Below are 25,446 nucleotides of genomic sequence, written 5' to 3'. Positions count from 1 at the left end.
TTTTATCACCTTCTAACCGCAAGCTTATTAGACAAATAAGTTGTAAGAATACCAATTGGAATAATCAACACAATGTATCCGCACGCAAAAATCAAAAAGATTGGAACAATCAAATCTGCATGCCTCTCAATCATCTCGCTCATAAGAGTAGATGTTTCAGTTGCAACAGATGCAGCAGCAGCAACAGTGGAATTTTTAAGCAACGCAATAAAAGTGTTTCCAAGAGGTGCTACAGATCCGCAAAATGTTTGAGGCAAAATCACATTAAAAGCCGATTGGAAGAAGTTAAGCCCAAGCGCTCTACATGCTTCTGCCTGACCCAAAGGTACTGTATTTAAGCCAGATCTTAAAGATTCGCAAACAAATGCTGCAGTGTAGAAACTCAAGCCAGCAATTGCAAGCCAGAAGAAGTTTACGCTAAAAACAGTGGAAAAACCGAGCTTTAGCTGTGCGTACACGCCAAGAACCATAAAAACCATGATTATAGTTAGAGGCATATTCTTAAAGAACTCAACATATGCGCTTGCAATAATGCGAAGCGAATGAATTGGACAAATCCTCATCATAACTAAAATCACACCAAGAATCGTGGAAAAAAGCACGCTCCATAATGTGATTTCAATATTTACCAAGAATGCTCCTGGAATATTGTACGAGGTAAATAATTGCACAAAGTCTTGCATTTTACTCCTCCCCCTCATTTGGTACTGGCGGATTATACTTTGCGTTTGGCTTAAAACCAGTTCCGCGCATGTTATCGTCTAAAGCTCTTTTCCATGAACCATTTTTAATCATGTCTTTAAGAGCAGCATTAATGCGCTTAGCTAGCTTAGTGTTTCCTTTTTTAATGCCAATTCCGTAGTGTTCTTCAGTAAATGGCTTACTAACAAGCTTTAGTCTGCCGCGCGATGCTGTAGCAAGGCCAGCAAGAATAATATCGTCTGTTGTAACAGCGTCTACGATTCCAGAGAATAATGCTGTTGCACACTCCGCATAACCAGGCTGTTGCATAAGTTGAACTTTTGAAGAGTACTTCTCTTTAATAACTATTGCAGACGTAGAACCAGTTACCGAGCATAAACGCTTTCCATCTAAATCGTCTGGGCCACTTACTTTATGCTCGTCTTTGCGAACCAATAAATCTTGACCAGCAATAAAATATGGTCCTGCAAAAGAAACAGTGTTTTTTCTGGCATCTGTTATGGAATATGTTGCAACAATCATATCCACATCACCATTTTGAAGCATTGCTTCGCGCTGTTTTGAAGGCGATTCCTTCCAAACAATCCTATCTTCGGAGTAACCCAACTTTTTGGCAACATACTTTGCAACGTCTACATCAAAGCCAACGTAGGTTCCAGACTTTTTGAAACCAAGACCAGGCTGATCAAACTTAATACCAATGCGTATTACGTTACTGCGATTATCGCTACTGCAAGCGCTAAGCGGGAAAACGCAGCACAATACGCAAATCATAGATAAAATTGCGCGATATGTATGCCTTAATCCCAGTTTGCAGCGCTTACACTTAAGAGCAATATTGTGTAAATATTTCATAACTACCTCTTAAAGACTTAAAAATCGATATTAATGATTTCAATTAAGAATCAAATTAATGAGTCAAAATCTTTGAAAGGAAGTCTTTTGCTCTGTCTGTCTTTGGATTCTCAAAGAACTCTTCTGGCGTATTTTGCTCAAGAATTCTGCCATCTGCCATAAACACGATTTTGTCTGCGGCTTTACGCGCAAAGCCCATCTCGTGAGTAACGCAAATCATGGTCATTCCTTCTTTTGCAAGCTCAACCATAACATCAAGAACTTCGTTAACCATTTCTGGATCAAGTGCAGATGTAGGCTCATCAAAAAGCATAACCTTTGGGTGCATTGCAAGCGCGCGAGCAATTGCCACTCGCTGCTGCTGACCGCCAGAAAGCTGAGAAGGCATCTTGTTTGCTTGATTATCTACGCCAACTCTAGCAAGAAGATCCATTGCTAAACTTTCTGCTTCTTGCTGTTCCATATGGCGAACCTTAATAGGAGCAAGCGTAACGTTTTCTAGAATCGTCTTGTTTGCAAAAAGATTAAAGGACTGGAACACCATTCCTACTTCTGCACGCAATGCGGCAAGTTCTTTTCCTTCTTGAGGAAGAGGCTTACCATCAATGCGAATATCTCCAGAGTCGATTGTTTCAAGACGATTAATCGTCCTGCACATTGTTGACTTGCCAGAACCAGAAGGTCCAATAATAACAAGCACTTCGCCTTTATTAACCGTTAAGTTAATATCTTTCAAAACGTGAAGCTTGCCATAATGTTTTTCAACATGGCTAAGTTCCACCAATGGCTGTGCTACTTTTTTTGTGTTGTTTAATTTAGTATCCATAAAAAGGATTCTAATGTTCTTGTGTTACATGCGTTTATCGTAATAGTTACTTTTAACCACCTATAAAGTTACGAAAAACATTAAAAATGATACAAAAATGTTAATTTTACTTAAAAAAATGCCGTTAAGCCTTGATTTTTGGTTTAGTTAACCAAACGACTTAACGGCATATGCGAATATTAATTCTTGTTTAACGCTTGCGACTATTCGTCTTCTTCTGGATCGTAGTCAACGCCAGTTTCTGCACGCTGTTCGGCAGAGATTGGAGCAGGAGCACCAGTTAGAGGATCACGGCCGCCGCCAGCCTTAGGGAATGCGATTACGTCGCGAATCGAACTTGCTCCTGCAAGAATTGCAGCAGTACGATCCCAGCCCAAAGCAATACCAGCGTGAGGTGGAGCACCATACTTAAACGCTTCAAGCAAGAAGCCAAACTTTTCGTCTGCTTCCGCTTTATCGATTCCAAGAACGTTAAGAACGCGATCTTGAATATCGTCGCGGTGAATACGAACGGAACCGCCGCCCATCTCGTTACCGTTGCAAACAATGTCGTAAGAATCGCTCATTGCATGCTCTGGGTCTTTATCGAACTTGTCAATCCAATCAGCAGATGGCATTGTAAATGGATGATGCATAGAAGTCCACTTGGAGTGGCCGACTGCAACATCGTCATCGTCTGGATCATCCGTGCGCTTAAACAGTGGGAAGTCAACAACCCAAGTAAAAGCAAACTCGTCTGGGTGAAGTAATCCTGCGCGGCTAGCAAGCTCTACGCGGACAGCACCGAGCAAAAGCTGAGAAGATTCGCGGCTGCCTGCTGCAAAGAACACAGCATCGCCATCTTGCGCACCAACAGCTTCCTTAAGTCCTGCACGCTCTTCTTCGCTAAGATTCTTAGCAACAGGACCTTTAAGCTCGCCATCTTCACCAAAGACTACATAAGCCAAGCCCTTAGCTCCGCGCTGCTTAGCCCAATCCTGCCATGCGTCAAACTGACGACGAGGTGTATCTGCACCGCCCTTAAAGAGCACAGCGCCAACATAAGGAGCTTGGAACACACGGAATGGAGTGTTCTTAAAGAAGTCAGTCAACTCAATAAGTGGGTTTCCAAAACGCAAATCTGGCTTATCGGAACCGTACTTATCCATTGCTTCTTGCCAAGTAATTCGAGGCAAAGGAAGAGTGATTTCGTGGCCTGCTTCCTTCCAAATAGCAGCGATAACGCGCTCTGCCATAGCCATAACATCTTCTTGGCTTGCAAAGCTCATTTCCATATCGAGCTGAGTGAACTCAGGCTGACGATCTGCGCGGAAGTCTTCATCGCGGTAGCAGCGAGCAAGCTGATAGTAGCGTTCAACACCAGAAACCATAAGCAACTGCTTTAAGAGCTGAGGAGACTGTGGAAGAGCGTACCAAGAGCCTGGAACCAAGCGCGCTGGAACAACAAAGTCGCGAGCGCCTTCTGGGGTGGACTTAATAAACGTTGGTGTTTCTACCTCTGTAAAGTCCATATCTTCCAAAGCGTGGCGAGCAGCTTTAGCCATATTAGAGCGAAGCTTCAAATTGCGTTGCATTGATGGGCGGCGCAAATCAAGATAGCGGTACTTCAAACGTACGTCTTCGCTAGGAAGCTTGTTTTCGGACTCGTTTTCCAAAGCGGTAGAAACTTGGAATGGTAACGCATCGGACTTAGCGAGAATCGTTACTTTATTTGCAACGATTTCGATTTTTCCTGTTGCTAAATGGTCATTTTCATTGCCATCTGGACGCAAGCGAACTTCGCCAGTAACTTGCACAACAAACTCGCTTCGCAATGGTCGCGCAGTTTCTTCATCGTAAATAACAACTTGTACTAAGCCAGTGTTGTCTCGAACGTCTACAAAGGCAACGCCACCGTGGTCGCGGCGGCGATCAACCCAACCAGCAATGGTTACGTTTTGTCCAACTAATGTCTCAGTCACTTCAACGGCATGGTGTGTGCGATACGCCGTCTGGCTCATAAGTCCACTTCCTTGTTTTAATAATTTTGTTAATTTTTGTTTTGACTTTAATAGTTTACCGCATGAATCGCGCTTTCAAATATTAAAATCTTAAAAAGCAAATCGCAAATCGCAAATCTTAAAAAGCAAATCGCAATTATTGAGCGCAAGAAACAGTTTGATGTGCATATGCATCATCTGGCTGCCAAGACGTAACGTCTGCGCAAACTTGCTCTCCTGTAATAATGTTTTTTACTTCATCATGACTAGATTCAGAATCTGTGCTATCTGCTGGGAACCAAACGTATGGAATACCCAACTTATCTGCATACTTGATTTGTTTACCAAGCTTTGCAGCACTTGGAGATACGTCTGTTGCAATTCCTCTAGAGCGAAGCTTTTGAGCAATCTGATTACAAGCTGGCCTATCTTCCTCATTCCAAACTGCAACCATTACTGCAGCAGGAGAAACGCGTGAAACTGTAGCTCCAGCTGTGTGAAGCATGTAAGAAAGCAAGCGCGAAAGTCCTATAGAAAGACCTACGCCTGGATACTTTTTGTTTCCTTGAGAAACAAGATTGTCGTATCTTCCGCCAGAGCAGATTGACCCTAGGGATTCAGCGCCTTCTAGGAACGTCTCGTAAACTGAGCCAGTGTAATAATCCAAGCCGCGTGCAATCTTCAAATCTGCAACAACAGATCCTGGACGAATTTTTGATGCATCGTCTACAATCATCGCAAGCGTTTCTACGCCTTCAATCGCTAAAGCGTAAGATTCATTGCTAGAATCCCTAGAAATATTGTGTTTATCGCATAAATCGTTGAATTTAGTCTTTAACTCTTCGCCACTATTTGCGCTAAGCTCTGCCAGCTCTAAGCATGCTGCAGCTTGAGAATCCGTAGCTGCGCATTCTTTTACAAGAAGATTTGCAACTTCTTTTGCGCCAATCTTATCTAGCTTATCGATTTCTCGAAGAACACCTTCAATATCGCTTAAGCCAATTCCTCTATAAAAACCTTCGGAAAGCTTGCGATTATTCGCGTGAACAGTGGCTTTTGGCAATCCAAACTTGCGCAAACGCTCCAAAGCTTCGACCATAACAAGCGGAAGCTCCACTTCGTAGTGAGATGGCAAGTCGCCATTCCCTACAACGTCAATATCTGCTTGAACAAACTCGCGGAAACGTCCTTCTTGTGGACGCTCTCCACGCCAAACTTTTTGCATTTGCCAACGCTTAAATGGGAATGCTAAATCGCCAGTGTGTTCAACAACATACCTACTAAGAGGAACTGTTAAATCAAAGTGCAATCCAATGCGATTTTCAACTGGTGTGTCGCTTTCGTGCCCCACTTCTTGCAATCTAGATAAAAGATATATTTCTTTACTAGTTTCGCCTTTTTTCAACAAGCTTGAACCCTGCTCAACAGCACGAGTTTCAATGCCTATAAAACCATTTAATTCAAAGACTTCCCGCAATGTGTCCATAACACGCTGCTCAACAGCGCGCTCACTTGGAAGCCACTCGGGAAAACCAGATATTGATGAGCCTTGTACCATGTCCACTATAATAGGTTATGTTACGGAAAAATCATGGCTTACCGTCATACTTATTCGTAACACTATTACCGTGCATATGCTCTAAGGAGTCGTCCCGTGACCGAACAGACTAAACCTATAGAAACTACTAAACAAGCTACCCCAAAGCCGCATGCTCCTTCGCCTGCAAGCTTAGCAAATAAAGCTCGCGTTGTTGCTGCCGTTCCTGCTATTTCTTATAGCGAAGAAGACGTTAAAACCGCAAAAACCTTTGGGCGCGTTGATGAAAATGGAAATGTGTATGTTCGAGAAGCTGGTGGAGAACGCGAAGTAGGGCAATACTCTACTGGCACTCCAGAAGACGCTTTGACTTTCTACGTACACCGTTATCTTGACTTAAAAATCAAGCTTAATCTTTTTGAAAAAAGACTTGAATCTTCTAACGTAAGGCCAAAGGAAATTGACGAGACCTTAGCTACTTTAGATGCGGAGCTTAAGGAGCCATCTGTTGTTGGAGATCTTGCCGCTTTAAGCGCGCGACACGCCGAGCTAAAAACTAAAGCTGCATCTAAAAAAGATGAACTCGCTAAAGCTCGCAAAGAGGAGCTAGAGAAGGCTCTTAAAGATCGCACAGCCATTGTTGAACAGGCAGAAGCGCTTATTGCACAAATGGGCGAGTCTACAAATTGGCGCTCGCTTTCCGATAAGCTTCGTTCGCTGTTCGATAAGTGGCAGCAGCATCAGCGCACTACGATTCACTTAAACAAGGCGGATGCGGATGCTCTTTGGCAGCGTTTTTCCAAGGCTCGCTCTGCGTTCTCTCAAGCTCGCTCTGCTTGGGTTAAAGAGCGAGACAATGAGCGCAATAGTGCTAAAGAGATTAAAGAAGCAATCATAAAAGAAGCAGAAAGCCTAAAGGATTCTACTCAATGGCGTGAAACTTCAATGAAGTTTAATGCTTTGATGGATCGCTGGAAGAAGGCTGGAAATGCTGGTCGTCAACACGACGACGAATTGTGGACTAAGTTCCGCGAAGCTGCAGATGCTTTCTACCATGCTCGTCAAGAAGATAGAGAAAAGATGAGTGCTGGCGAAAAAGAAAATCTTAGCAAGAAGGAAGCATTACTAGTTAAAGCAGAAGCTCTTGTTCCTGTTAAAGACGAAGAAGCCGCTAAAGATGCTCGCAAAGCATTGTCTGAGATTCAAGAAGAATGGGACAAGATTGGCTTTGTTCCACGCGAAGATATGCGCAGAATTGAATCTCGCTTGAACGATGTAGACAAGAAGATTAAGGCTGTTGAAGACGCTGCTTGGAAGGATGCAGACCCAGAAGCAGATGCTCGCAAATCTAGTTTTGCTGCTCAATTAAAGGCTCAACTCGAAGAGCTTGAGTCTAAGATTGCAAGCGAAAAAGATGCAAAGCGTAAAGCTAAGCTACAAGCAGAAAAAGCAACTAAAGAACAGTGGCTTAACGCTATTAAGTAGTTTGGCTTATAAAGCAAAGCATTAATCAAAGCATATTGCAAAAATAAGGCTGCTTGACGAAAAGTCAAGTGGCCTCATTTTTTATCGATTAATCGATTAATGATTTTGCAAGACTAACAAATGTATTCGCTAATTGAGTGTTTGCTAGTTTGCCATCTTTTGTAAGAACAGCAGGTCTGCCCGATTCTCCAATTTCTCTAATACTTGTGTCTAACGGAATTTGAGCAAGAAGAGGAACACTCTTACCAAGAGCTTTGCAAAGCTGATCGCTCACGCGCTTTCCGCCTCCCGAACCAAAGATTTCTAAGCGTGCTCCATTATTATCGAACCAACTCATATTTTCTACAACACCGCGCACATTAACTGGAATTTGCAAAGCCATAAGCCCCGCTCTAACAGCAACATCCGAAGCGCTAGGTTGAGGTGTTGTAACAACAACAAGCTCCACATTCGGCAATGATTGTGCAACAGCTAAAGCCATATCTCCTGTTCCAGGAGCCAAATCTAAAAGAAGCACGTCTGGATCTGCCCACCAAACATCGCATAGAAATTGCTCAAGAGAACGTTGCAAACGAGGTCCTCGCCACAAAATCGCGCGATCTGTTCCAGCAAACATTCCAATAGAAATCAGCTTAACTCCCCAAGCTTCAACTGGCATAAGCATGCCGTTCAGATTAGTCGGTTGAGTTGTAACTCCAAACATGCGTGGCAATGAAAAACCATAAACATCTGCATCTATTGCTGCTGTTTTGTAGCCAAGAGATGCAAAAGTGGCAGCCAAATTAGCCGTTATAGAAGACTTTCCAACTCCGCCTTTTCCAGATGCAATAGCAAAAATCCTTGTTCTAACGCCATTTTTATTGAAGGGATTTTCTTTACGCTCCTCTTTTAAATCCGAAACAAGCTTTGCAAGCTTATCTTTGCTCATAGCGCTTACGTTTACTGTTGGAATAAGCGTTGCATTTGGGTACTTTGCTACAACTGATTGAACTCTTTGCGTAATAACTTGAGCTAATGGGCAGTCTGGAACAGTAAGCTCAATATCTATAGAAACGCTATAAGTTGGATTATGATTATTTGATTCGCATGATTTTTCGCATGATTTTTCGCTTACGCGAACGCCCGTAACCATGTTTAATTCGGTAACAGAACGCCCTAATTCTGGATCAATCACACTACCTAATAAGTCGTAAATACGCGTTTCTAATTCAACAAGATTATCACTCATGTTTTTACAATTCACTTTGCGAATAAAGTGTAATATCGCTTTTTAGTGCAGATTCAACACTACCTGTTTTAAGTAAAATCTTAAATTGATTCTCGTTCAACATTGGTATGCCAAGTTCTTCTGCTTTAGCTTCTTTAGATCCAGCATTTGCTCCAACAATCACACAATACGTTTTTTTACTAACAGAAGATGCAGCTTTTCCGCCTCTAGATACAATAGCTTCTTTAGCAGAATCTCGTGTGAAATCTTCTAAAGACCCTGTAACAACAACAGTTTTGCCACTAAGCGTTTGCTCAAGATTATTGGATTGTGCAGAATCGTTTCCAACAACTCCAGCTTCTTTCCATTTTCTTAAAACTTCGCTCCGCCAATCGTTAGAATCTTTTGATTTTTCAAACCAATCGTAAACAGCTAGAGCAATTTCTGGGCCAACGCCATCAATTTGAGTTAAATCCTCAATAGTCGCATTTGCAATATTCTCGATTGAGCCAAATCTTGCAGCTATAAGGCGAGCTGTTGGCGGACCAAGCCTGCGAATAGAAAGTGCCACTAGCACACGCCAAAGAGGCGCAGACTTACCTTTTTGAGCTATTTCTTCTAGCATTGCTCTTGTTGTTTCGCTAGGACGAGTATATTCTGGCGCTTCAACTGTTTTAAGAACATTATTTACGCGAATTTTCTTTTCAACTAGCTTTGTTACGTAAGCATCTACAGGAACTTCAAACATTGGGTAGTTTGGGTTAAAAGATTCGTTAGACTCATCACTACTAAAGTCGTTAGAATTACTAGAGTCGTTAGAATCTTTAGAATCATCATTCGACTTTCTTCTAGTAGCTTCTAGAGGCCTAGTCCAAAAAGCTGAGACTTGCCTCCATAATCCACTTCCGCCAATCTTTTTAGATCGTTTTTTGAGTTTTCCGTCTTTTCCTACTTCTTCCCATTCTTCAACAAGCGGAATTTCCTTCCAAACTTTAACATTTCTTAAATCGTTAGCACTAAGGTTAAAAATATCGGCTTCGCTAGTAAGAACAGGAGCTTGAGGAGCAGGAAGATCGCAATTCGACTCTGGTAGAATCGGCGGATTAGAAGATCCACGCTCAACAACTATTTTGCTTATGCTTTTATCTTCAATATAAACTTTTGACGTTATTGGCCTAGAATCTTCTGGGTTAGTTAGAGCAAGAGCGGATGCTTCGCCAAGATTTTCAATATCAAAAGCTTGTCTTGAAGCCAAGTTGATTATGCGCTCAGTAAGCTGAGCTGGGCAATTTTCTACATTAGGGCAGCGAATATCTTTGTCGCCTTCTTTTGTAGGAGCAAGTTTTGTTCCGCAAGATGGACAATACTCTGGCATAACGAATTTTTTCAATTCATTTTCTCTGCCATTTCTATATTTGAGCACAGGTCCAACTAATTCTGGAATAACATCTCCAGCTTTACGCACAACAACAGTATCTCCAATAAGTACACCTTTATGTTCAACTTCGTATGGATTGTGCAAAGTCGTACGAGATATAGTGGAGCCTGCAACAGTTACTGGCTCTAAAACAGCTACTGGAGTTACTCTTCCTGTTCTTCCAACTTGAACAACAATATCTTTTAAGCGCGTATTAACTTCTTCTGGCGGATACTTGTACGCAATTGCCCAACGCGGCGCTCTAGAAGTTGCACCAAGCTTTTTTTGCAATGCGCGATCGTCTACTTTTACTACAATTCCATCTAGAGCATGAATAATAGTGTTTCTATGCTCGCCATAGTAGTCAATCATGTCTTCTATTTGTTCAAAAGACGTAACCTTGCGCGTATATGGAGAAACAGGAATACCCCATTTTTTGTACAATTCGTAAGCGTCCGATTGGTTGAAGGATGTTTGAGCATGAGCATTAGATTCACCACCGCTTTGCGCTAAGTCCTTCCACTTTAGATTTCCTAATCCGTGTGCTATAAAACTCAAGCGTCTTGTAGATGTAATTCTAGGATCCTTTTGTCTTAAAGATCCTGCAGCCGCATTTCTTGGATTTGCAAAAGCAGGCTTTCCTAAATCTTCTTGCTCAATGTTTAGCTTTCTAAAATCCGCCCACTTCATAAATACTTCGCCGCGGATTTCCACAAATTCTGGAATATCGTCTGGATTTTCACCATGCAATTGCGTAGGAATTTCTTCGATTGTTCTTACGTTTAGCGATATGTCTTCTCCAGTAACACCGTCTCCTCGGGTTAGCCCTTGTTCCAAAGTTCCATTTCGATAAATAAGATTTAGCGCAAGTCCATCGATTTTTACTTCGCATGTCATTGGCAGCGGCTTATTTTCGGGCCATTGCAAGTCTCGAATAATGCTGTTATACCAGGATTTTAATTCATCAATCGAAAAAACATCATCCAAGCTCATCATTCTTGAAGGATGACGAACTGGCGCAAAATCGTTAGAAAAAGTTCCGCCAACTCTATGCGTTGGCGATTGAGGCGTGTCTAGAATCGGAAAAGTAGACTCAAGCGCGCTTAAAAATCGCATTCTTGCATCGTAAGCTGCGTCGGAGCTTGTTGGAGAATCGTCAACATAGTATGCGATTTGATCTGCTTGCGCCCATGCAGCCAATTTTGCCCATAATCTTGCGCCTTGTTCTGTTGTTAAAAGCGAAGGATCAAGCTTAGCTAATTGCATTGCGCCCGAATCTGATGGCTCTAGCTTAGCAATCCAATTGTCAAAATCTGCGATTGAACTAAAAGTGTTAGACTCACTTAAATCACTTGTTACATCATGTGATTGCTTTGCGCTTTGAATCGTTGATGCAAATTTGCCATTAACGCTTGGCTCATTATTATTTTGCATATTTTCAGCATTATTAACACTATCTAGATCATCAAAAAGTGACAATTGAGCACCGATTGAATGTTGCATTGAATCACCATTAGATGCAGCCATGAGTCTTCCCTTCAAAGCGTTTATTCTATTTTATAGCTTATTTAACAAGAATTTATTAAGCGTTAAGAGATCGCAAAAATTGCATTTGAACAATACTTTCAGAAGAATCGTTTCTAAAAAGCATTCTAGATCTAGCAACAGAAAGAGTTCGCGCAATAACAAACATACCCTCATTAACAGTGACTTTTGCAGCTTCGTCAATAATCTCATACGCATTAACATCTGGCCAATTCACAACATTATTTATTTCTAGCATTTCTTTTGCTTGATGCAAGCTTTTAGGAACAGAAATGCATTGAGATTCAACTCTACTTAAGAGTTCTGCAAGCTCTACTTCTAGAGATTCATTTTTTTCGCTAAACAAGTCATCTGCAACCATATATGCAGCAACAGCTAGAGGGAAGTTATCTTGCATCCACTCTGCATATGCTAGCCTGTAGTAAATAAACGCAGCGTCTTCTCTATCAAAACAGACTTGTAAAGCGTTTAAGCATACTGCTTCTACAGAAGGCCAATCTTCTTGACGAGATAATTGCGAAGCTAGCTTTAAGTGAGATATAACATATGTTGGAGCGTAAGAAACCATTGTATTTAGATGTTTTAGCGCCTCTTTACTTCTTCCAAGCTGGCCGAGTAAATCCGCAATCTCCATATGCGCGTAGAAAAGTCCGTCTGGTATAAGCCTCATTTGCTCGTTTTGCGTTGCAAACATGCGATTATAAACAACGCGCTCAGCATACGAGTTAAAGTATCTTGGAACAACGTCTCCAGAAGCAAACATATCGTCAAAATGCTTTATATTGTTTTCATACTCTTCGATTGCACTGTCTAAGTCTCCACTCATAAATTGTTCGTGAGCACGCACTCGCATATTGTAAATATCTTTTGAAGCGCTAAACGATATTTCTGGTATTTCTTTTTCGTCTATTAACGCGCTTATTACATGGTTTGCTTGATTATTTAGCTCTGGATCGTTAATGCTTTCAACAATACCCATTGCCATACGAGCTTTTTCTGCATTCGTCATAATTGCTTTAGACGCTATGTGATTAAAATCAGCAACCGCTTGTTGTAAAACGTCTTCGCGCTGGATTGAAAGGCCTTTTGCATCTTGAGTCGCTAACAATTCTTGCGACTTTGCGTCAAAAATTATGTCGGAAAACTCTGGTTCTTCTTGAGCACCATGCGGCGCAAAGCAGCTGTCTCTTAAGTCAAACGTTGGCTCAATTTGGCTTAATGCGCCGTTTTCGTCGACTTGCAAAGTTGCATTAAACTTTTTATAGGTTTCAAGAGGATTATTTAATCCGTATGCGCGTATGTGTTTTAAGAACGACTTTCTAGTAAAAGTAACAGTTAGCAAAGGTATAATCGAAGGCGATTTGCTAAAAGCTGCTATTGGGTCTTCGTTTTTTGCGCTATTATTGCTATCGCTATTATCACTACGATTAGTGTTACTACTGTTATCACTGTTGTTTGCGCTTGCATCTTCAAGGTTTTCTACAACGCTTTCAACAAAATTATCTGAAGCACTATCCGAGCTACTATCTGCGTTCGATCCTAAATTAGCAAATCCATTGCTAACGTCTCCATGAATATCTCCATCTTTTGGATCGCCTTTTGCTCTTGAAGCATTTTTATTCATGTGATTAATCGCATTAATCGTTTGGCTTAAAATTTTATTCATTGCAACGTCTTGTGCTGCAACCATTTCCTCTAAGCCGATTGAATCCAATCGTATTGAAACGTTTTGCACTTCTTCGCTAGCTCCAAAAGCAATAGTAGCCAATATTAATCCAATACGAAGATTGTAGTTAGTTGTCATTTTGGATCTATTTTGTTCGCTTATTGGAACAAAATCTTTTTTAGCAGAATCGTATGTTAAAGCAGGCATCATTGAATTGCCTGTTGCCATAAATGCTAATGCAACATTTCCACTATCTAAATTAGATCTAAAATCAGCATCGAACCTAAAAGGCAAATAAAGACTTCTGATTAGTTCAGAAAGTCTTTGCCTGTACGACCATTCACAATTAGAAGATCCGTTAGCTTTATAAATATACAAATCATTAGATTTTCTTGCACGATTAAGCAAATGCAATAATGGCCTAATATTGTTGTCTTGCAACGGATTGCCAAAAGAATTCATGTCAATTTCGCCACTTGCGCAAAAAGCTGGATCGTTTATAAAAGCCATATCCATTGCGCAAACTTGATTATAAGTTGCGTTATTTTCTGTTAAATCACCGCCATTAGAGCAGTTTTCTTCTAAGCAATTGCTAATAGACTGGAATCTATTTATTGCTCCTTCTATACGCAAAGCTTTTAACGCGGATTTTGCTTCCAAAGAATCATCCCAAACTAAAAAGTTTGCGTCTGAACATTTAGATTTTTGCAAGTGCAATCTTTCAGCGGCGTGTTCAGCCTCTAATGCCCCAGCATCCTCTAATGCTCCAGCGTCTGCCATTAAGTACGTAAAATATTTCTCCATTGCAGAAACGCGTAAACCAGCTCTTTCTGCTGTGTTTGCATCGCAAACGCTTCTCCTAATAGCGCTCAAAGGTGCTTCTTTTGTAAGATGCCTAAATATGTTTCCAGACCCAAATCCACTAAAAGCTAACAACATATCTGGCACAAAGAATGATGCAAAATAGGATATAGCGATTGCGTCAAAATAACTAAGATTGCAACGCAAATTATTAGGCAAATCTACACGCGTTTCTTCTAGCGTATAAGTTTCTTTTTTAGTATTTGCTTTGCGAATCCAAGACGACACCCATTGAATTCCGTCATCTTTAGAAGTCTGAACAACAACATCTCCCTTAATAACAACTAAATCATTATTTGACTTATTCTTAAAACAACTTTTTTTGATATGGCTTGCGCTATGGCTCGCTTTATGGCTTTCTCGAGTAGTTTTTTTATCAATGCAACCGTAGAATCTATGTGAGTTAGAAAGAGTCATAGAGTTTTGCTCAACAAAAGACAATTCGGGTATATTTTCCGTTGTATCTTCAATTGTTACAGTGTGCCCTTCGTAAACTCTGCCTTCTAAATCAGCAACAGCAACTTGGTAAAAACGTTTGCAATCTTTGCTAAACAATCCAATTGAAATACCTTGTTTTTTGCCATAAATCTTAATCCAGCCCAGTTTTGTTGAGCTAGGCATAAAAGGAAAATCGTTAAAAATATGTTTTTTTGAAAATAGCTTAACAGGAATTGAGTTTTTGCTTTCCCAAAGCGTATCGATTGTACGTAGCGCAATCTGCATGCTTCTATCTGCGTCATAATTGCAATTTTTTGCATCATGGCAGATTGAATCAGCGTTATTGCTAGATTGCACTTGGTTTTGCATAATCCCCATTCTTTCTTATTGCACAACTTTAACGTAAGACAATAAAATTCTACACAATTGATTTATACGCATCTTATTGATTCTTACTGAACATTCTAAGTATAGCGAACATTCTAAATATAAATGATTGTTGAATCGCAAGCATGCAATCAAATTTTATCGAAAATCTTACTAAGATTCTGCTAAATCATGTTAAATATGCAAATAATATAATCGCAACTATTTTTTATGCAAATTCGCGCAAGTTCCATAAATAATCGTGCATAATCCTTCCATAATCTTGTCTACTGGAGAAGCAGCTCGCCAATTTAAGTACAGTGAGCGGTAGGGCTTTGGACTATTAAACTCGCGAATTGTTAAACCAGCTGGCTGAACAATAGGAGGGAGAGTTGCAAGACGTGGCAGCAATGTTACATCTTTGCTTCCAACAACCATGTATCGTAAGGTTTCCAAAGATGTTGCACAAAATTCGGACTGTTTTGCTCCAACCTTTTGACAAACATCAATCATACTTCGTCTCATACAATGTCCATCTTCCAAAAGAAGTATTTTTTGACTAGATAATTGAGACAAGTCGATTGGAGATTTTTGGTTTCCCAATTGCGAATTTGTTGACGCTGCTAAAACAAAATCTTCATCAAAAATGTGATTAACCTTTATTGACGATTCGTCTAACTTTTCGCTCAATATTGCTGCATCGATTTGACCATTATTTAGCAATTCGATTAAAGTTGCAGACTTTTCTTCAACAAAACGAATAGTAAAATTCGGCTTAATCTTACGCAAAACAGGTATTATTCTAGGCAAAAGATATGGGCATAATGTTGGGAAAATGCCCAAAACTATTGTAGAAGACCAAGGATCTTCTAGGCGCCTTGCTGCTTGATAAATGTTAGAAACATCCGAATGAATACGCTTTGCATAATACACTACTTCTCTTCCTGCAGGAGTTAGAATCTGCTTTCCAGGAGTTCGCTCAATAAGACAAACTCCAAGCGTGTCTTCTAGCTTTTTAATCTGCGTAGATAAAGTTGGCTGAGAAACGTGCATGCGCTCGGCAGCTTTTGTAAAGCTTTCTTCTTTTGCAAAAGCAATTAAGTATTCAAGCGATTTAATGTTCAAGTATTTATCTTTCTATGCGTTTATAGGCGTGCTATATGCGTATTCTACGCGCGTTCTATGAATGTTCCAGGCATGATTTTAATTATGTGGGTCTCTAATTAAATAGTCGAAAGCGCTAAGAGCTGCATTTGCGCCAGACCCGTATGCTGTAACAATCTGCTTATAAGGCTCATCCGAGCAATCGCCAGCAGCAAAAATGCCAGGAATACTCGTGCATCCTTTTCTATCTGTTACTATTTCTGCCCGATTGTTTAAGCTTAGTTTATTTGCCACCCACTTTGTATTTGGCATTAAACCAATTTGAACAAACACTCCGTCTGTGTGCAAAATTTTCTCACGATTTTCCGCATTATTCTCATTGCGATCCATATAATGCACTGCGCTAACTTTTTTGTTATCTCCTTCTATTTTGCTAAGAGATGCACTTGTTATTACATTCGTATTAGAAAGAGAATGCAAAGTGTTTAGCAATATTTGATCCGCTTTAAGAGAATCCATAAACTCTATAACAGTAACGTGATTTGCAATTCCTGCTAAGTCTATTGCAGCTTCGACTCCAGAATTTCCTCCACCAACAACTACAACATTCTTGTTCTTAAACAAAGGGCCATCGCAATGCGGGCAGAACGACACTCCCCTGTTTCTGTATTCATCTTCTCCAGGAACGCCAAGTGTTCTCCACGTAGCGCCTGTTGCAATAATCACCGCTTTAGCTTTTAGACTTCCGCCAGATTTAGTGTTAATCGTGTGTAATCCGTAAGGTTCTTCTGCAACGTCTAAAGACGTAGCCCAATCGGGAGTAAATACGTCAATATTGTATTGAGCAATGTGGTTTGTTAAATCGTTAGCAAGTTTTGCGCCTGTTGTGTGCGTTTGAGAAATGTGGTTTTCAATGCTTTCTGTTTCAACAACCTGACCGCCTCTGTGGTCCATAATCATTGCTGTTTTAAGACCTTTTCTAGCTGTGTAAATCGCAGCAGCGCTCGCAGCAGGACCTCCGCCTACAATAAGAACGTCGTATGGGTTTTTAGCGTTCATTTTTTGCGCTAGTGAAGAATCGCTAGCCTCCGTAGAATCGCTAGCCTCCGTAGAATCGCTAGAATCGCTCGAATCGCTAGAATCCCCATTTTCTTCTTGTCTTAAAAGCATCGCAACTAATTCGTCTATAGATGACCTTCCAGAAGAAATCATCTTTCTGTTTTCAAAAACAGCAGGAACACTCATTACGCCAAGAGCATCTACCTCGTCTTTGAAAGCGCTTCCTTCTACAGCAATATGCTTTACTTTTGGATTGATAATCGAAATTGTATTAAGTGACTGAACAACCTCTGGGCAATTAATGCAAGTAACAGACATGTATGTAGTAATATCATGACTTCCAAGTTGCAAAATTGCTTTGCGCTGGTCTTCGCTTATTTTGGGAGCATAACCACTTACTTGTAAAATAGCCAAAACTAAAGAGCTAAACTCGTGACCAAGTGGCAAACCTGCAAAACTTACAGAAACGTTATTTTGCGGATTAGTAATTGAAAAACTTGGGATTCGCTTCGTGCTACTTTTATCATCTTTTATAACAGTGATTTTGTTGCTTTGATTTGCTACTTCTTGCAAAAGCTCAATAACTTTTTGAGAATTTTCACTGCTATCAACGTACGCAACAAGATTAATCGGATTAACCATTTTTTCTAACAATCCAGCAAGTTGAGTAGTTAAATTTGAATCTAATAAAGTCATTATTTTCACTTTCTGTAGCAATCAAAGCAACGTGTAAATTGTGTTAAAATCAGTCGATAAAATCAGCAGTTAAAATAAGAAATAAAATCAACTGTTAAAATCAGATTTTCCCAACTAAGTCAATAGATGGAGCAAGTGTTTCTTCTCCCTGCTCCCACTTTGCTGGGCATACTTCTCCTGGATGGGCTGCAATAAATTGAGCAGCTTTAACTTTGCGAAGCATCTCGTCGGCGTTTCTGCCGATTCCATCTGCTGTCATCTCATAGAATTGAATATTGCCTTGAGGATCCACCAAAAAAGTTGCGCGATGAGCTAAACCAGATTCCTCATTTAGCGCATTAAAGTTTCTAGAAAGCGCGCCATTTGGGTCTCCAAGCATTGTGTATTGAACTTTTGCAATAGCTTTAGAATCATCGTGCCAAGCTTTGTGAACAAAGTGTGTGTCTGTTGAAACAGAATAAACTTCTACACCTAACTTTTGAAGCTCTTCATAGTGGTTTGCAAGATCTTCAAGCTCTGTTGGGCACACGAATGAAAAGTCTGCTGGATAGAAGAAGAAAATAGCCCATTTTCCAAGAACGTCATTGTCGCTTACTTCTACAAAATTGCCATTCTTGTATCCATTTACCTTAAATGGAAGAATATGCGTACCAATAAGGCTCATAATAACTCCAATCTTTACTTGTTTGCTAAAATCTTTTATTGCTTTTGCAATATTTTTAGTTAAACGTGTTAAATAGTTTGCTTAGGAATCTAGATTTAACCGTATTTTTATAATAGATTATTTATATTAATAATCCTATATATATAGATAATCTCTATAGACTTACACATGTTATATCAATAATGGCGTTGAAAACTAACTTGACTTTACAAAATTCTGGAATATTAAGTTTGTTAGCAAAAACAAAACAAAACTATCAAAAATGGGATTATGAGCCAAAAGCTAACTTACTAATTCTATTTTAAGAACGTTCATCATCTTAGCTTTACGCACTTTTAGCCTATAAACAAGAATTGCGCACTCAAAATTGAATCAAGCGCGCAATTCTATTAATCATTAATAAGATAATAATAGGATTTTAATGATTTACCTTATATCTTGATGGAATGGGTTAAAAACAACACTACAACGCTGGAAACTCTTAACATCAACATATCCAGTAGATGCCATAGTGCGTCTTAAAGCACCAATAAGGTTAGTCTTTCCATCTGCCATATGACTTGGTCCAAACAAGATATTCTCAAGAGGAGCAACAGTTCCAACATTCGTGCGCATACCGCGCGGCAAAGAAGGATGACGAGCTTCTGCTCCCCAATGCATTCCGCGTCCTGGAGCCTCAGTTGCACGCGCTAAAGGAGTTCCAAGCATTACTGCATCTGCTCCCATAGCAAGCGCCTTAATAAAGTTTCCAGACGTCCCCATTCCGCCATCTGCAATAATTTGAACGTATCGTCCGCCAGACTCGTCCATATAATCTCTGCGAGCTTCTGCAACGTCTGCAATAGCAGTTGCCATAGGCGCTTGAACTCCGAGCGTATTCATTGTTGCAGAAACTGCTCCACCGCCAAAACCAACAAGGATTCCAGCAGCACCAGTTCGCATAAGATGCAATGCGGAAGTGTAGTCTGCACAACCTCCAACAATAACTGGAACGTCTAAATCGTAAATAAACTTCTTTAAGTCAAGAGGCTCATGGTCTTTAGAAACGTGTTCTGCACTAACAGCAGTTCCGCGAATAACAAATAAATCAACGCCTGCTTCTAGAACAGTAGAATAAAATTCTTGAGTGCGTTGCGGAGAAAGAGCACCTGCAACCGTAACACCTGCATCGCGAATTGTGTGCAAGCGCTTAACAATAAGTTCTGGCTTGATTGGCTCCGAATAAATCTCCTGTATGCGCTTAGTTGCAACTTCGTCTTTAAGCTCTGAGATTTCTTTAAGAAGTGGTTCTGGATTCTCGTAACGAGTCCACAATCCTTCCAAATCTAGCACGCCCAACGCTCCCATTTGGCCCATTGCAATAGCCGTATCTGGGCTTGTAACAGAATCCATTGGCGCAGCAATCACTGGTACGTCAAAACTATAAGCGTCGACTTGCCATGATGTAGATACAGCCTTTGGGTCGCGAGAACGACGAGAAGGAAGTATAGCAATATCGTCTAGTGAGTAAGCAACTCGGGCTTTTTTGCCCAAACCTATTTCGATTTCTTGAGACATACTTATAAGGCTAGTTGCTTATCATGACTAATCAACATGCCATAGAATTGTTTAGATTTATTGAGAGTGCAAAAACTCATAAATAGTTTTAGCTTTTAACAAACCTATTCCAGGAACTTTTTGCAACTCTTCTATGCTTGCTTCTTTTAGATTTTTAACACTACCAAATGCGCAAAGCAAACGTTTTTTATAAGATTCGCCAATTCCAGGAATTGAGTCAATAGATGAATACAACATTGCCTTTGCACGTTTTTTCCTATGATAAGCAATCGCAAAGCGATGAGATTCATCTCTAGCTCTTTGAAGCAAATACAATCCTTCGGAGCTTCTTTTTAGAATAATTGGGTATTGACTATTAGGTAACCAAACTTCTTCTAATTTTTTAGACAATCCACATACTGTTATGTCTTTAACATTGCAATCAATCATTGCTTTTTGAGCTGCTTTTGCTTGCTCAATACCACCATCAACAATTACAAGATTAGGCTTGTACGCAAATTTTTTAGAGTACGATTGTGGAGGATTTTCTACGCTATCATCATCCACATCGCTATTACTTTCATCTTTATGCTTAAAACGTCTAGAAATAGTTTCATATAATGCGCTTAAATCGTCTAGTTGGCCAATGCCATTAGGTCCTTTTATAGAAAATCTTCTATATTCACTAGGTTTAGCAATTCCATCTTCAAAAACAACCATTGATGCAACTTGATATCTTCCATCAGCCGAGTTTGAAATATCATAGCATTCAATTCGCAATGGAGCTTCACTCATTGAAAGAGCTGCAGCAACTTGATTCATAGCATTAGTTCTAGATTCTAAAGTAGAAATCCTACTTGTTTTCATCTGTTTTAGAGACTGCTCAGCGTTCAAGTTTGCTTGATCCATAAGCGAGCGCTTATCTCCACGTTCTGCAACTTTAATAGTTACTTTTGAACCTCTTAAACCACTAAGCCAGCTTTCAAGATTTTCTTTTTGAGAGTTATCTAATTCAATAGGAACAATAATCTCCCTAGGAATCGGGCAAATAGGGTCAAGCAAATCCCCTCTTCCAGTTGTTTCTTGGCGCTTTTTGCGTTCTTTTGTTTCTTTAGCTCTATACGACGAATTTATATTTTGGCCACTAGAATAGTCGATTTGTAACGCATTCCTGGATTGCTCTATTTTTAAAGAGTTTTCATATTGCAAATCATTATTTGATTCATATTCAGAATAAACTCGTATAAGCAAATTTGCGATTATATCTGCATCACTAATGTCTTCGCTTCTTTCGACTTGCCAATTTTTTTCTCCGCGAATCAGTCCTTCTCTAACAAAAAACGCGTGAACGCATGCATCAATCGAATCTGCACTAAATCCAAAAACATCAGCTTCTACTTGATCGTTAAAAACAACAGAATTTTGTTGAATAACAGTTCTAAAAATGTTGATTTTGTCTCTTATTTTTGCAGCATTTTCAAAATCTAAATTATCGCTTAACTCCTTCATTTTTCTAGTTAAATCGTTAATGTAGGAATCTCCAATAGCGCCAGTTAAAATGCCAACTAATTGTTCAACATTGTTTCTATGCGTTTTTTTGTCTACTTTTTGAACGCAAGGTGCGGAGCATTTTCCAATAGACGCAAGAAGACAAGGTCTTCCTGTTTTTTGTGCTTTATTAAAAACAGACTGTCTGCATGTTCTAACTGGAAAAGTTTTTAGCAAAGAATCCAAACTGTGTTTTAATTGCCAAACTTTTGCATACGGTCCAAAATATTGCGTTGACTTTGAGTTTCGATTTCTAGTAATCCAAACTCTTGGAAAATCATCGTTTACCGATACAGCAATATATGGGTATGTTTTATCATCTTTAAAAACAATGTTGAATTTTGGATTAAACTCTTTAATCCAAGTATATTCAAGAGTTAAAGCCTCAAGCTCTGTGTTTACAACAGTCCATTCTAAGCTTCTAGCTGTTAATACCATTGATTGCGTTCTAGGATGAAGCTGATTTAATGGCTGAAAATAATTCGATAGCCTGTTTCTTAAACTTTTTGCTTTTCCAACGTATATTACTTTTCCACGCTCATCTCTCCACTTGTATACTCCAGGCTGATTTGGAATATCGGAAGTTTTTGGCCTAAATAAATCACGACTATCTCCTAAAAGAGGAGCACCAAAGTCATTTTTAGATGAATTTTCAAAGTAGTTAGCATTACTTTCATCATATTTAGATTGGTGAGTTTTCTTCCACTCTCCCCTACTAGTTTCTATATTTTCTCTAGTTTCTCTATCTTCTCTAATATTTGATTCTTTAGAATTTAGAATATTCATTATCTCACCTCCTTTCATAAAATTATTCATAAAATTATTCATAAATTTTTACTTATAACTTCTGATTTTGTTACTCTTTGAGCATTGACTTTAAGAATTTACCCGTCCAGCTATATTGCACTTTTGCAACATCTTCTGGAGTGCCAGTTGCTACGATTTCGCCGCCTTTATCTCCTCCTTCTGGGCCTAAATCTATAATCCAATCTGCGCATTTTACAACATCAAGATTGTGCTCAATAACTATTACACTATTGCCTTTATCTACTAAAGATTGAAGAACACTTAAAAGCTTACGAACATCTTCAAAATGCAAGCCCGTAGTAGGTTCATCTAAAATATAAACGGTTTTTCCAGTAGAACGCTTTTGTAGTTCTGTAGCAAGCTTTACTCTTTGCGACTCTCCGCCAGAAAGTGTTGGCGCGCTTTGACCAAGCCGAATATAGCCTAATCCAACTTTAACCAATGTGTCTAAATATCTAGAAATAGACGGATATGCTTTAAAGAACACAGCAGCTTGCGATATTGGCATATCTAGCACGTCTGAAATAGTTTTACCATTGTACTTTACTTCTAGAGTGTCTCGATTATATCTTTTTCCGTGGCATTCTTCGCATTGCACGTATACGTCTGGCAAAAAATTCATCTCGATTTTAAGCGTTCCGTCTCCGCTACAAGCCTCGCATCTTCCGCCTTTTACGTTAAACGAGAATCTTCCAGGGCCGTACCCTCTAACTTTTGCTTCTGGAGTTTGAGCAAAAAGCGAACGGATCTTATCCCAAACTCCAGTATATGTAGCAGGATTTGATCTTGGTGTTCTACCAATAGGATTTTGATCTACGTGAACAACCTTATCGCAATTGTCTACTCCATCAACGCGCTTATGCAATCCTGGAACAATGCGAGCGCCGTTTAGCTTATCTGCTAAAACTGGGTAAAGTATTGAGTTTATTAAGCTTGACTTTCCAGATCCAGAAACTCCTGTTATGCAAGTAAATACGCCTAAAGGTATTTCTACATCTATGTTTTTAAGATTGTGTTCTTTTGCACCAACAATAGTTAACATACGACTTTTGTTGATTTTGCGACGCTTTTTAGGAACATCTATTGTTCGTCTTTTTGCAATATAGTCTCCTGTAATTGATCGCTTTGCCTCTGTTATGTGTCTTGCAGGGCCGCAATATACAACTTCTCCACCGTTTTCTCCAGCTTCTGGACCAATGTCTACAAGCCAGTCTGACTTTCGTATTGTATCTTCGTCGTGTTCTACAACTATAAGCGTATTTCCAAGATCTCTAAGATTATGCAACGTTGATATAAGCTTTTCGTTATCTCTTTGATGAAGACCAATAGACGGTTCGTCAAGAACGTACATAACTCCAACTAGTCCAGACCCTATTTGCGTTGCAAGTCTTATTCTTTGCGCTTCTCCGCCAGAAAGAGTTTTTGCTGCTCTAGAAAGAGTTAAGTAGTTTAAGCCAACGTCATTTAAGAATCCTAGTCTTGCTTTGATTTCTTTTACAATCTCTTTAGCAATTATCTTTTTTGAGCCTTCTAGATTTAACGAATTAATCCATTCAAGACTTTTTTCAATAGGCATATCGCATACGTCTGCGATTGAGCACGAGCCAACTTTAATAGACAAGACTTCTGGATTGAGTCTTTTTCCTTTGCATGTTAAGCATGGCACTTCTCGCATGTATGACTCGTAGTATTGACGCATTTGATCTGAGTCTGTTTCGTCATGCTTACGCATAAGAGTACGCACTACGCCCTCAAATCCTGTTGAATACTCTCTCTGCCTACCCCATCGATTTTTATACGATACTTTTACTTCAAAATCATGGCCATAGAGTATTGAATCTTGCACATCTTTTGGAAGATTTTCCCACGGCGTATCCATACTAAAGCCAAGCTCTATGCTTAAGCCTTTTAACACGTGCTTGTAGTATTCTCCAGCTGCTTTATTCAATGCCCAAGGTTCTATAGCACCTTCGTTAAGTGATTTTTCTGTATTTGGAACAACAAGAGCAGGGTCAATCTCTAGATTGTAACCTATTCCAGAGCAATCATGGCATGCTCCATACGGAGCGTTGAATGAGAACGTTCTTGGCTCTATCTCTAATAGATTAAATTGATGACTATTAGGGCACGCCATATTTTCGGAAAAACTTTGACGCCTGTTTTTAGAAGAAGCATCTTCGTCTACAAAATCCGCAACAACAATACCTTTAGAAAGCTTTAATGCTGTTTCTATAGAATCTGTAAGACGTGTACGTATACCATCTTTTATAACTAATCTATCTACAATAACTTCGATTGTGTGTTTCTTTTGCTTTTCTAAAACAATATCTTCGGAAAGCTCTCGCATTTGCCCATCTACAAGCGCTCTAGAATAGCCGTCTGACCTAAGAAGAGTAATAGTATCTTTAAACTCACCTTTTCTGCCGTTAACAATAGGAGCCAGTAATTGCAACCTTGTTTTTTGCGGCAAAGAAAGCAATGCGTTAGCTATTTGTTGAGGGGTTTGCGCACTAACGATTTCGCCACATTTAGGGCAATGTGGAACACCTACGCGAGCAAAAAGAAGCCTTAAATAGTCATAAATCTCCGTAATTGTGCCAACAGTAGAACGAGGATTGCGATTAGTAGTTTTTTGGTCAATAGACACTGCTGGGCTTAAGCCTTCAATAAAATCTACGTCTGGCTTATCCATTCTTCCAAGGAATTGCCTTGCATACGCGCTTAAGGATTCCACATAACGCCTTTGACCTTCTGCAAAAAGAGTGTCAAAAGCAAGAGAAGATTTACCAGAACCAGATAGTCCAGTAAAAACAATCATCCTATTTCTAGGCAATTGTAAATTAACGTTCTTTAGATTATGCTCTCTTGCACCTTGAACAGTTATTTTTAAGTCGGAAGGAACATCACTTAAGTCGTATACTAAATTACCATTATTTTTTATAATTGGCGCAGAATCAATAAACGATTGAAGTACATTGTTTTTTTGACGACTATTTCCATATTTAGCATTCATGTTTGTAGCATTCATATTTGCATCTTTTATTGAAAGTGACTGCTTACTTTGTAAAGAATCCAAGTGTTTTTGCATTCTACCTCCTTAAGATGCTTTAGCGTATATGAATCAAAATTGCAAAACTAAATCTTGATT

General features: G+C 39.6%; 15 protein-coding genes. 1 reads left to right on the top strand and 14 read right to left on the bottom strand.

The window, feature by feature from the left end; genetic code table 11:
- Window positions 1-5 precede the first annotated feature (5 nt).
- The 5 genes from NYP65_RS01330 to hisS form a co-directional block, all read right to left on the bottom strand.
- Window positions 6-683: an ABC transporter permease subunit gene (locus NYP65_RS01330; protein ID WP_004130876.1), complete on the bottom strand. Its 678-nt coding sequence runs from the start codon at window positions 681-683 to the stop codon at window positions 6-8.
- 1 nt (window position 684) lies between these two features.
- The gene (locus NYP65_RS01325) at window positions 685-1,557 is read right to left on the bottom strand and encodes a glutamate ABC transporter substrate-binding protein (protein ID WP_004130879.1); all 873 of its coding nucleotides are present in this window, start codon (window positions 1,555-1,557) and stop codon (window positions 685-687) included.
- A 55-nt stretch (window positions 1,558-1,612) separates the two neighbouring features.
- Window positions 1,613-2,383 (bottom strand): amino acid ABC transporter ATP-binding protein, encoded by a 771-nt coding sequence (locus tag NYP65_RS01320; RefSeq protein ID WP_004137994.1) that lies wholly within the window; start codon window positions 2,381-2,383, stop codon window positions 1,613-1,615.
- 203 nt (window positions 2,384-2,586) lie between these two features.
- Window positions 2,587-4,383, bottom strand: a complete 1,797-nt coding sequence (gene aspS / locus NYP65_RS01315) for an aspartate--tRNA ligase (RefSeq protein WP_004130884.1) — start codon at window positions 4,381-4,383, stop codon at window positions 2,587-2,589.
- A 136-nt stretch (window positions 4,384-4,519) separates the two neighbouring features.
- The gene (hisS, locus tag NYP65_RS01310; RefSeq protein ID WP_004133130.1) at window positions 4,520-5,920 is read right to left on the bottom strand and encodes a histidine--tRNA ligase; all 1,401 of its coding nucleotides are present in this window, start codon (window positions 5,918-5,920) and stop codon (window positions 4,520-4,522) included.
- 96 nt (window positions 5,921-6,016) lie between these two features.
- Here hisS and NYP65_RS01305 point away from each other — a divergent pair, with 96 nt between their 5' ends.
- The gene (locus NYP65_RS01305; RefSeq protein ID WP_018615795.1) at window positions 6,017-7,384 is read left to right on the top strand and encodes a DUF349 domain-containing protein; all 1,368 of its coding nucleotides are present in this window, start codon (window positions 6,017-6,019) and stop codon (window positions 7,382-7,384) included.
- A gap of 88 nt (window positions 7,385-7,472) precedes the next feature.
- Here NYP65_RS01305 and NYP65_RS01300 read toward each other — a convergent pair whose 3' ends face one another.
- The 9 genes from NYP65_RS01300 to uvrA all read right to left on the bottom strand — a co-directional run bounded on the left by NYP65_RS01300 (window position 7,473) and on the right by uvrA (window position 25,326).
- A complete protein-coding gene (locus NYP65_RS01300) occupies window positions 7,473-8,612 on the bottom strand; it encodes an Mrp/NBP35 family ATP-binding protein (protein WP_116285831.1) in 1,140 nt (379 codons plus the stop codon).
- A gap of 4 nt (window positions 8,613-8,616) precedes the next feature.
- Window positions 8,617-11,535 (bottom strand): NAD-dependent DNA ligase LigA, encoded by a 2,919-nt coding sequence (gene ligA / locus NYP65_RS01295; protein WP_473410502.1) that lies wholly within the window; start codon window positions 11,533-11,535, stop codon window positions 8,617-8,619.
- A 55-nt stretch (window positions 11,536-11,590) separates the two neighbouring features.
- The gene (locus tag NYP65_RS01290) at window positions 11,591-14,887 is read right to left on the bottom strand and encodes a tetratricopeptide repeat protein (protein ID WP_421782297.1); all 3,297 of its coding nucleotides are present in this window, start codon (window positions 14,885-14,887) and stop codon (window positions 11,591-11,593) included.
- Window positions 14,888-15,106: 219 nt separating this feature from the next.
- Window positions 15,107-16,009, bottom strand: coding sequence for a LysR substrate-binding domain-containing protein (locus NYP65_RS01285; protein ID WP_004130897.1), 903 nt, complete (start codon window positions 16,007-16,009; stop codon window positions 15,107-15,109).
- 78 nt (window positions 16,010-16,087) lie between these two features.
- Window positions 16,088-17,743 carry an alkyl hydroperoxide reductase subunit F gene (gene ahpF, locus NYP65_RS01280; protein WP_473410501.1) on the bottom strand — a complete coding sequence of 552 codons (1,656 nt, stop codon included), beginning with the start codon at window positions 17,741-17,743 and terminating at the stop codon, window positions 16,088-16,090.
- 100 nt (window positions 17,744-17,843) lie between these two features.
- Entirely contained in the window at window positions 17,844-18,407 is a 564-nt protein-coding gene (gene ahpC, locus NYP65_RS01275) for an alkyl hydroperoxide reductase subunit C (RefSeq protein WP_004130901.1), read from the bottom strand.
- Between the two features lie 426 nt (window positions 18,408-18,833).
- Window positions 18,834-19,964, bottom strand: coding sequence for a GuaB3 family IMP dehydrogenase-related protein (locus NYP65_RS01270; protein WP_004130903.1), 1,131 nt, complete (start codon window positions 19,962-19,964; stop codon window positions 18,834-18,836).
- 57 nt (window positions 19,965-20,021) lie between these two features.
- The gene (gene uvrC, locus NYP65_RS01265) at window positions 20,022-22,277 is read right to left on the bottom strand and encodes an excinuclease ABC subunit UvrC (RefSeq protein ID WP_473410500.1); all 2,256 of its coding nucleotides are present in this window, start codon (window positions 22,275-22,277) and stop codon (window positions 20,022-20,024) included.
- Between the two features lie 70 nt (window positions 22,278-22,347).
- Window positions 22,348-25,326, bottom strand: coding sequence for an excinuclease ABC subunit UvrA (uvrA, locus tag NYP65_RS01260; protein WP_415691559.1), 2,979 nt, complete (start codon window positions 25,324-25,326; stop codon window positions 22,348-22,350).
- Window positions 25,327-25,446 lie beyond the last annotated feature (120 nt).

Source organism: Gardnerella sp. c12Ub_1, from assembly GCF_055804375.1.
This window is presented reverse-complemented; position numbering and strand designations above follow the sequence as displayed.

Coding starts and splice junctions, on each gene's coding strand:
- NYP65_RS01330 (WP_004130876.1), bottom strand. CDS start 683: ATGCAAGACTTTGTGCAATTATTTACCTCGTACAATATTCCAGGAGCA.
- NYP65_RS01325 (WP_004130879.1), bottom strand. CDS start 1,557: ATGAAATATTTACACAATATTGCTCTTAAGTGTAAGCGCTGCAAACTG.
- NYP65_RS01320 (WP_004137994.1), bottom strand. CDS start 2,383: ATGGATACTAAATTAAACAACACAAAAAAAGTAGCACAGCCATTGGTG.
- aspS (WP_004130884.1), bottom strand. CDS start 4,383: ATGAGCCAGACGGCGTATCGCACACACCATGCCGTTGAAGTGACTGAG.
- hisS (WP_004133130.1), bottom strand. CDS start 5,920: ATGGTACAAGGCTCATCAATATCTGGTTTTCCCGAGTGGCTTCCAAGT.
- NYP65_RS01300 (WP_116285831.1), bottom strand. CDS start 8,612: ATGAGTGATAATCTTGTTGAATTAGAAACGCGTATTTACGACTTATTA.
- ligA (WP_473410502.1), bottom strand. CDS start 11,535: ATGGCTGCATCTAATGGTGATTCAATGCAACATTCAATCGGTGCTCAA.
- NYP65_RS01290 (WP_421782297.1), bottom strand. CDS start 14,887: ATGCAAAACCAAGTGCAATCTAGCAATAACGCTGATTCAATCTGCCAT.
- ahpF (WP_473410501.1), bottom strand. CDS start 17,743: ATGACTTTATTAGATTCAAATTTAACTACTCAACTTGCTGGATTGTTA.
- ahpC (WP_004130901.1), bottom strand. CDS start 18,407: ATGAGCCTTATTGGTACGCATATTCTTCCATTTAAGGTAAATGGATAC.
- NYP65_RS01270 (WP_004130903.1), bottom strand. CDS start 19,964: ATGTCTCAAGAAATCGAAATAGGTTTGGGCAAAAAAGCCCGAGTTGCT.
- uvrC (WP_473410500.1), bottom strand. CDS start 22,277: ATGAATATTCTAAATTCTAAAGAATCAAATATTAGAGAAGATAGAGAA.
- uvrA (WP_415691559.1), bottom strand. CDS start 25,326: ATGAATGCTACAAACATGAATGCTAAATATGGAAATAGTCGTCAAAAA.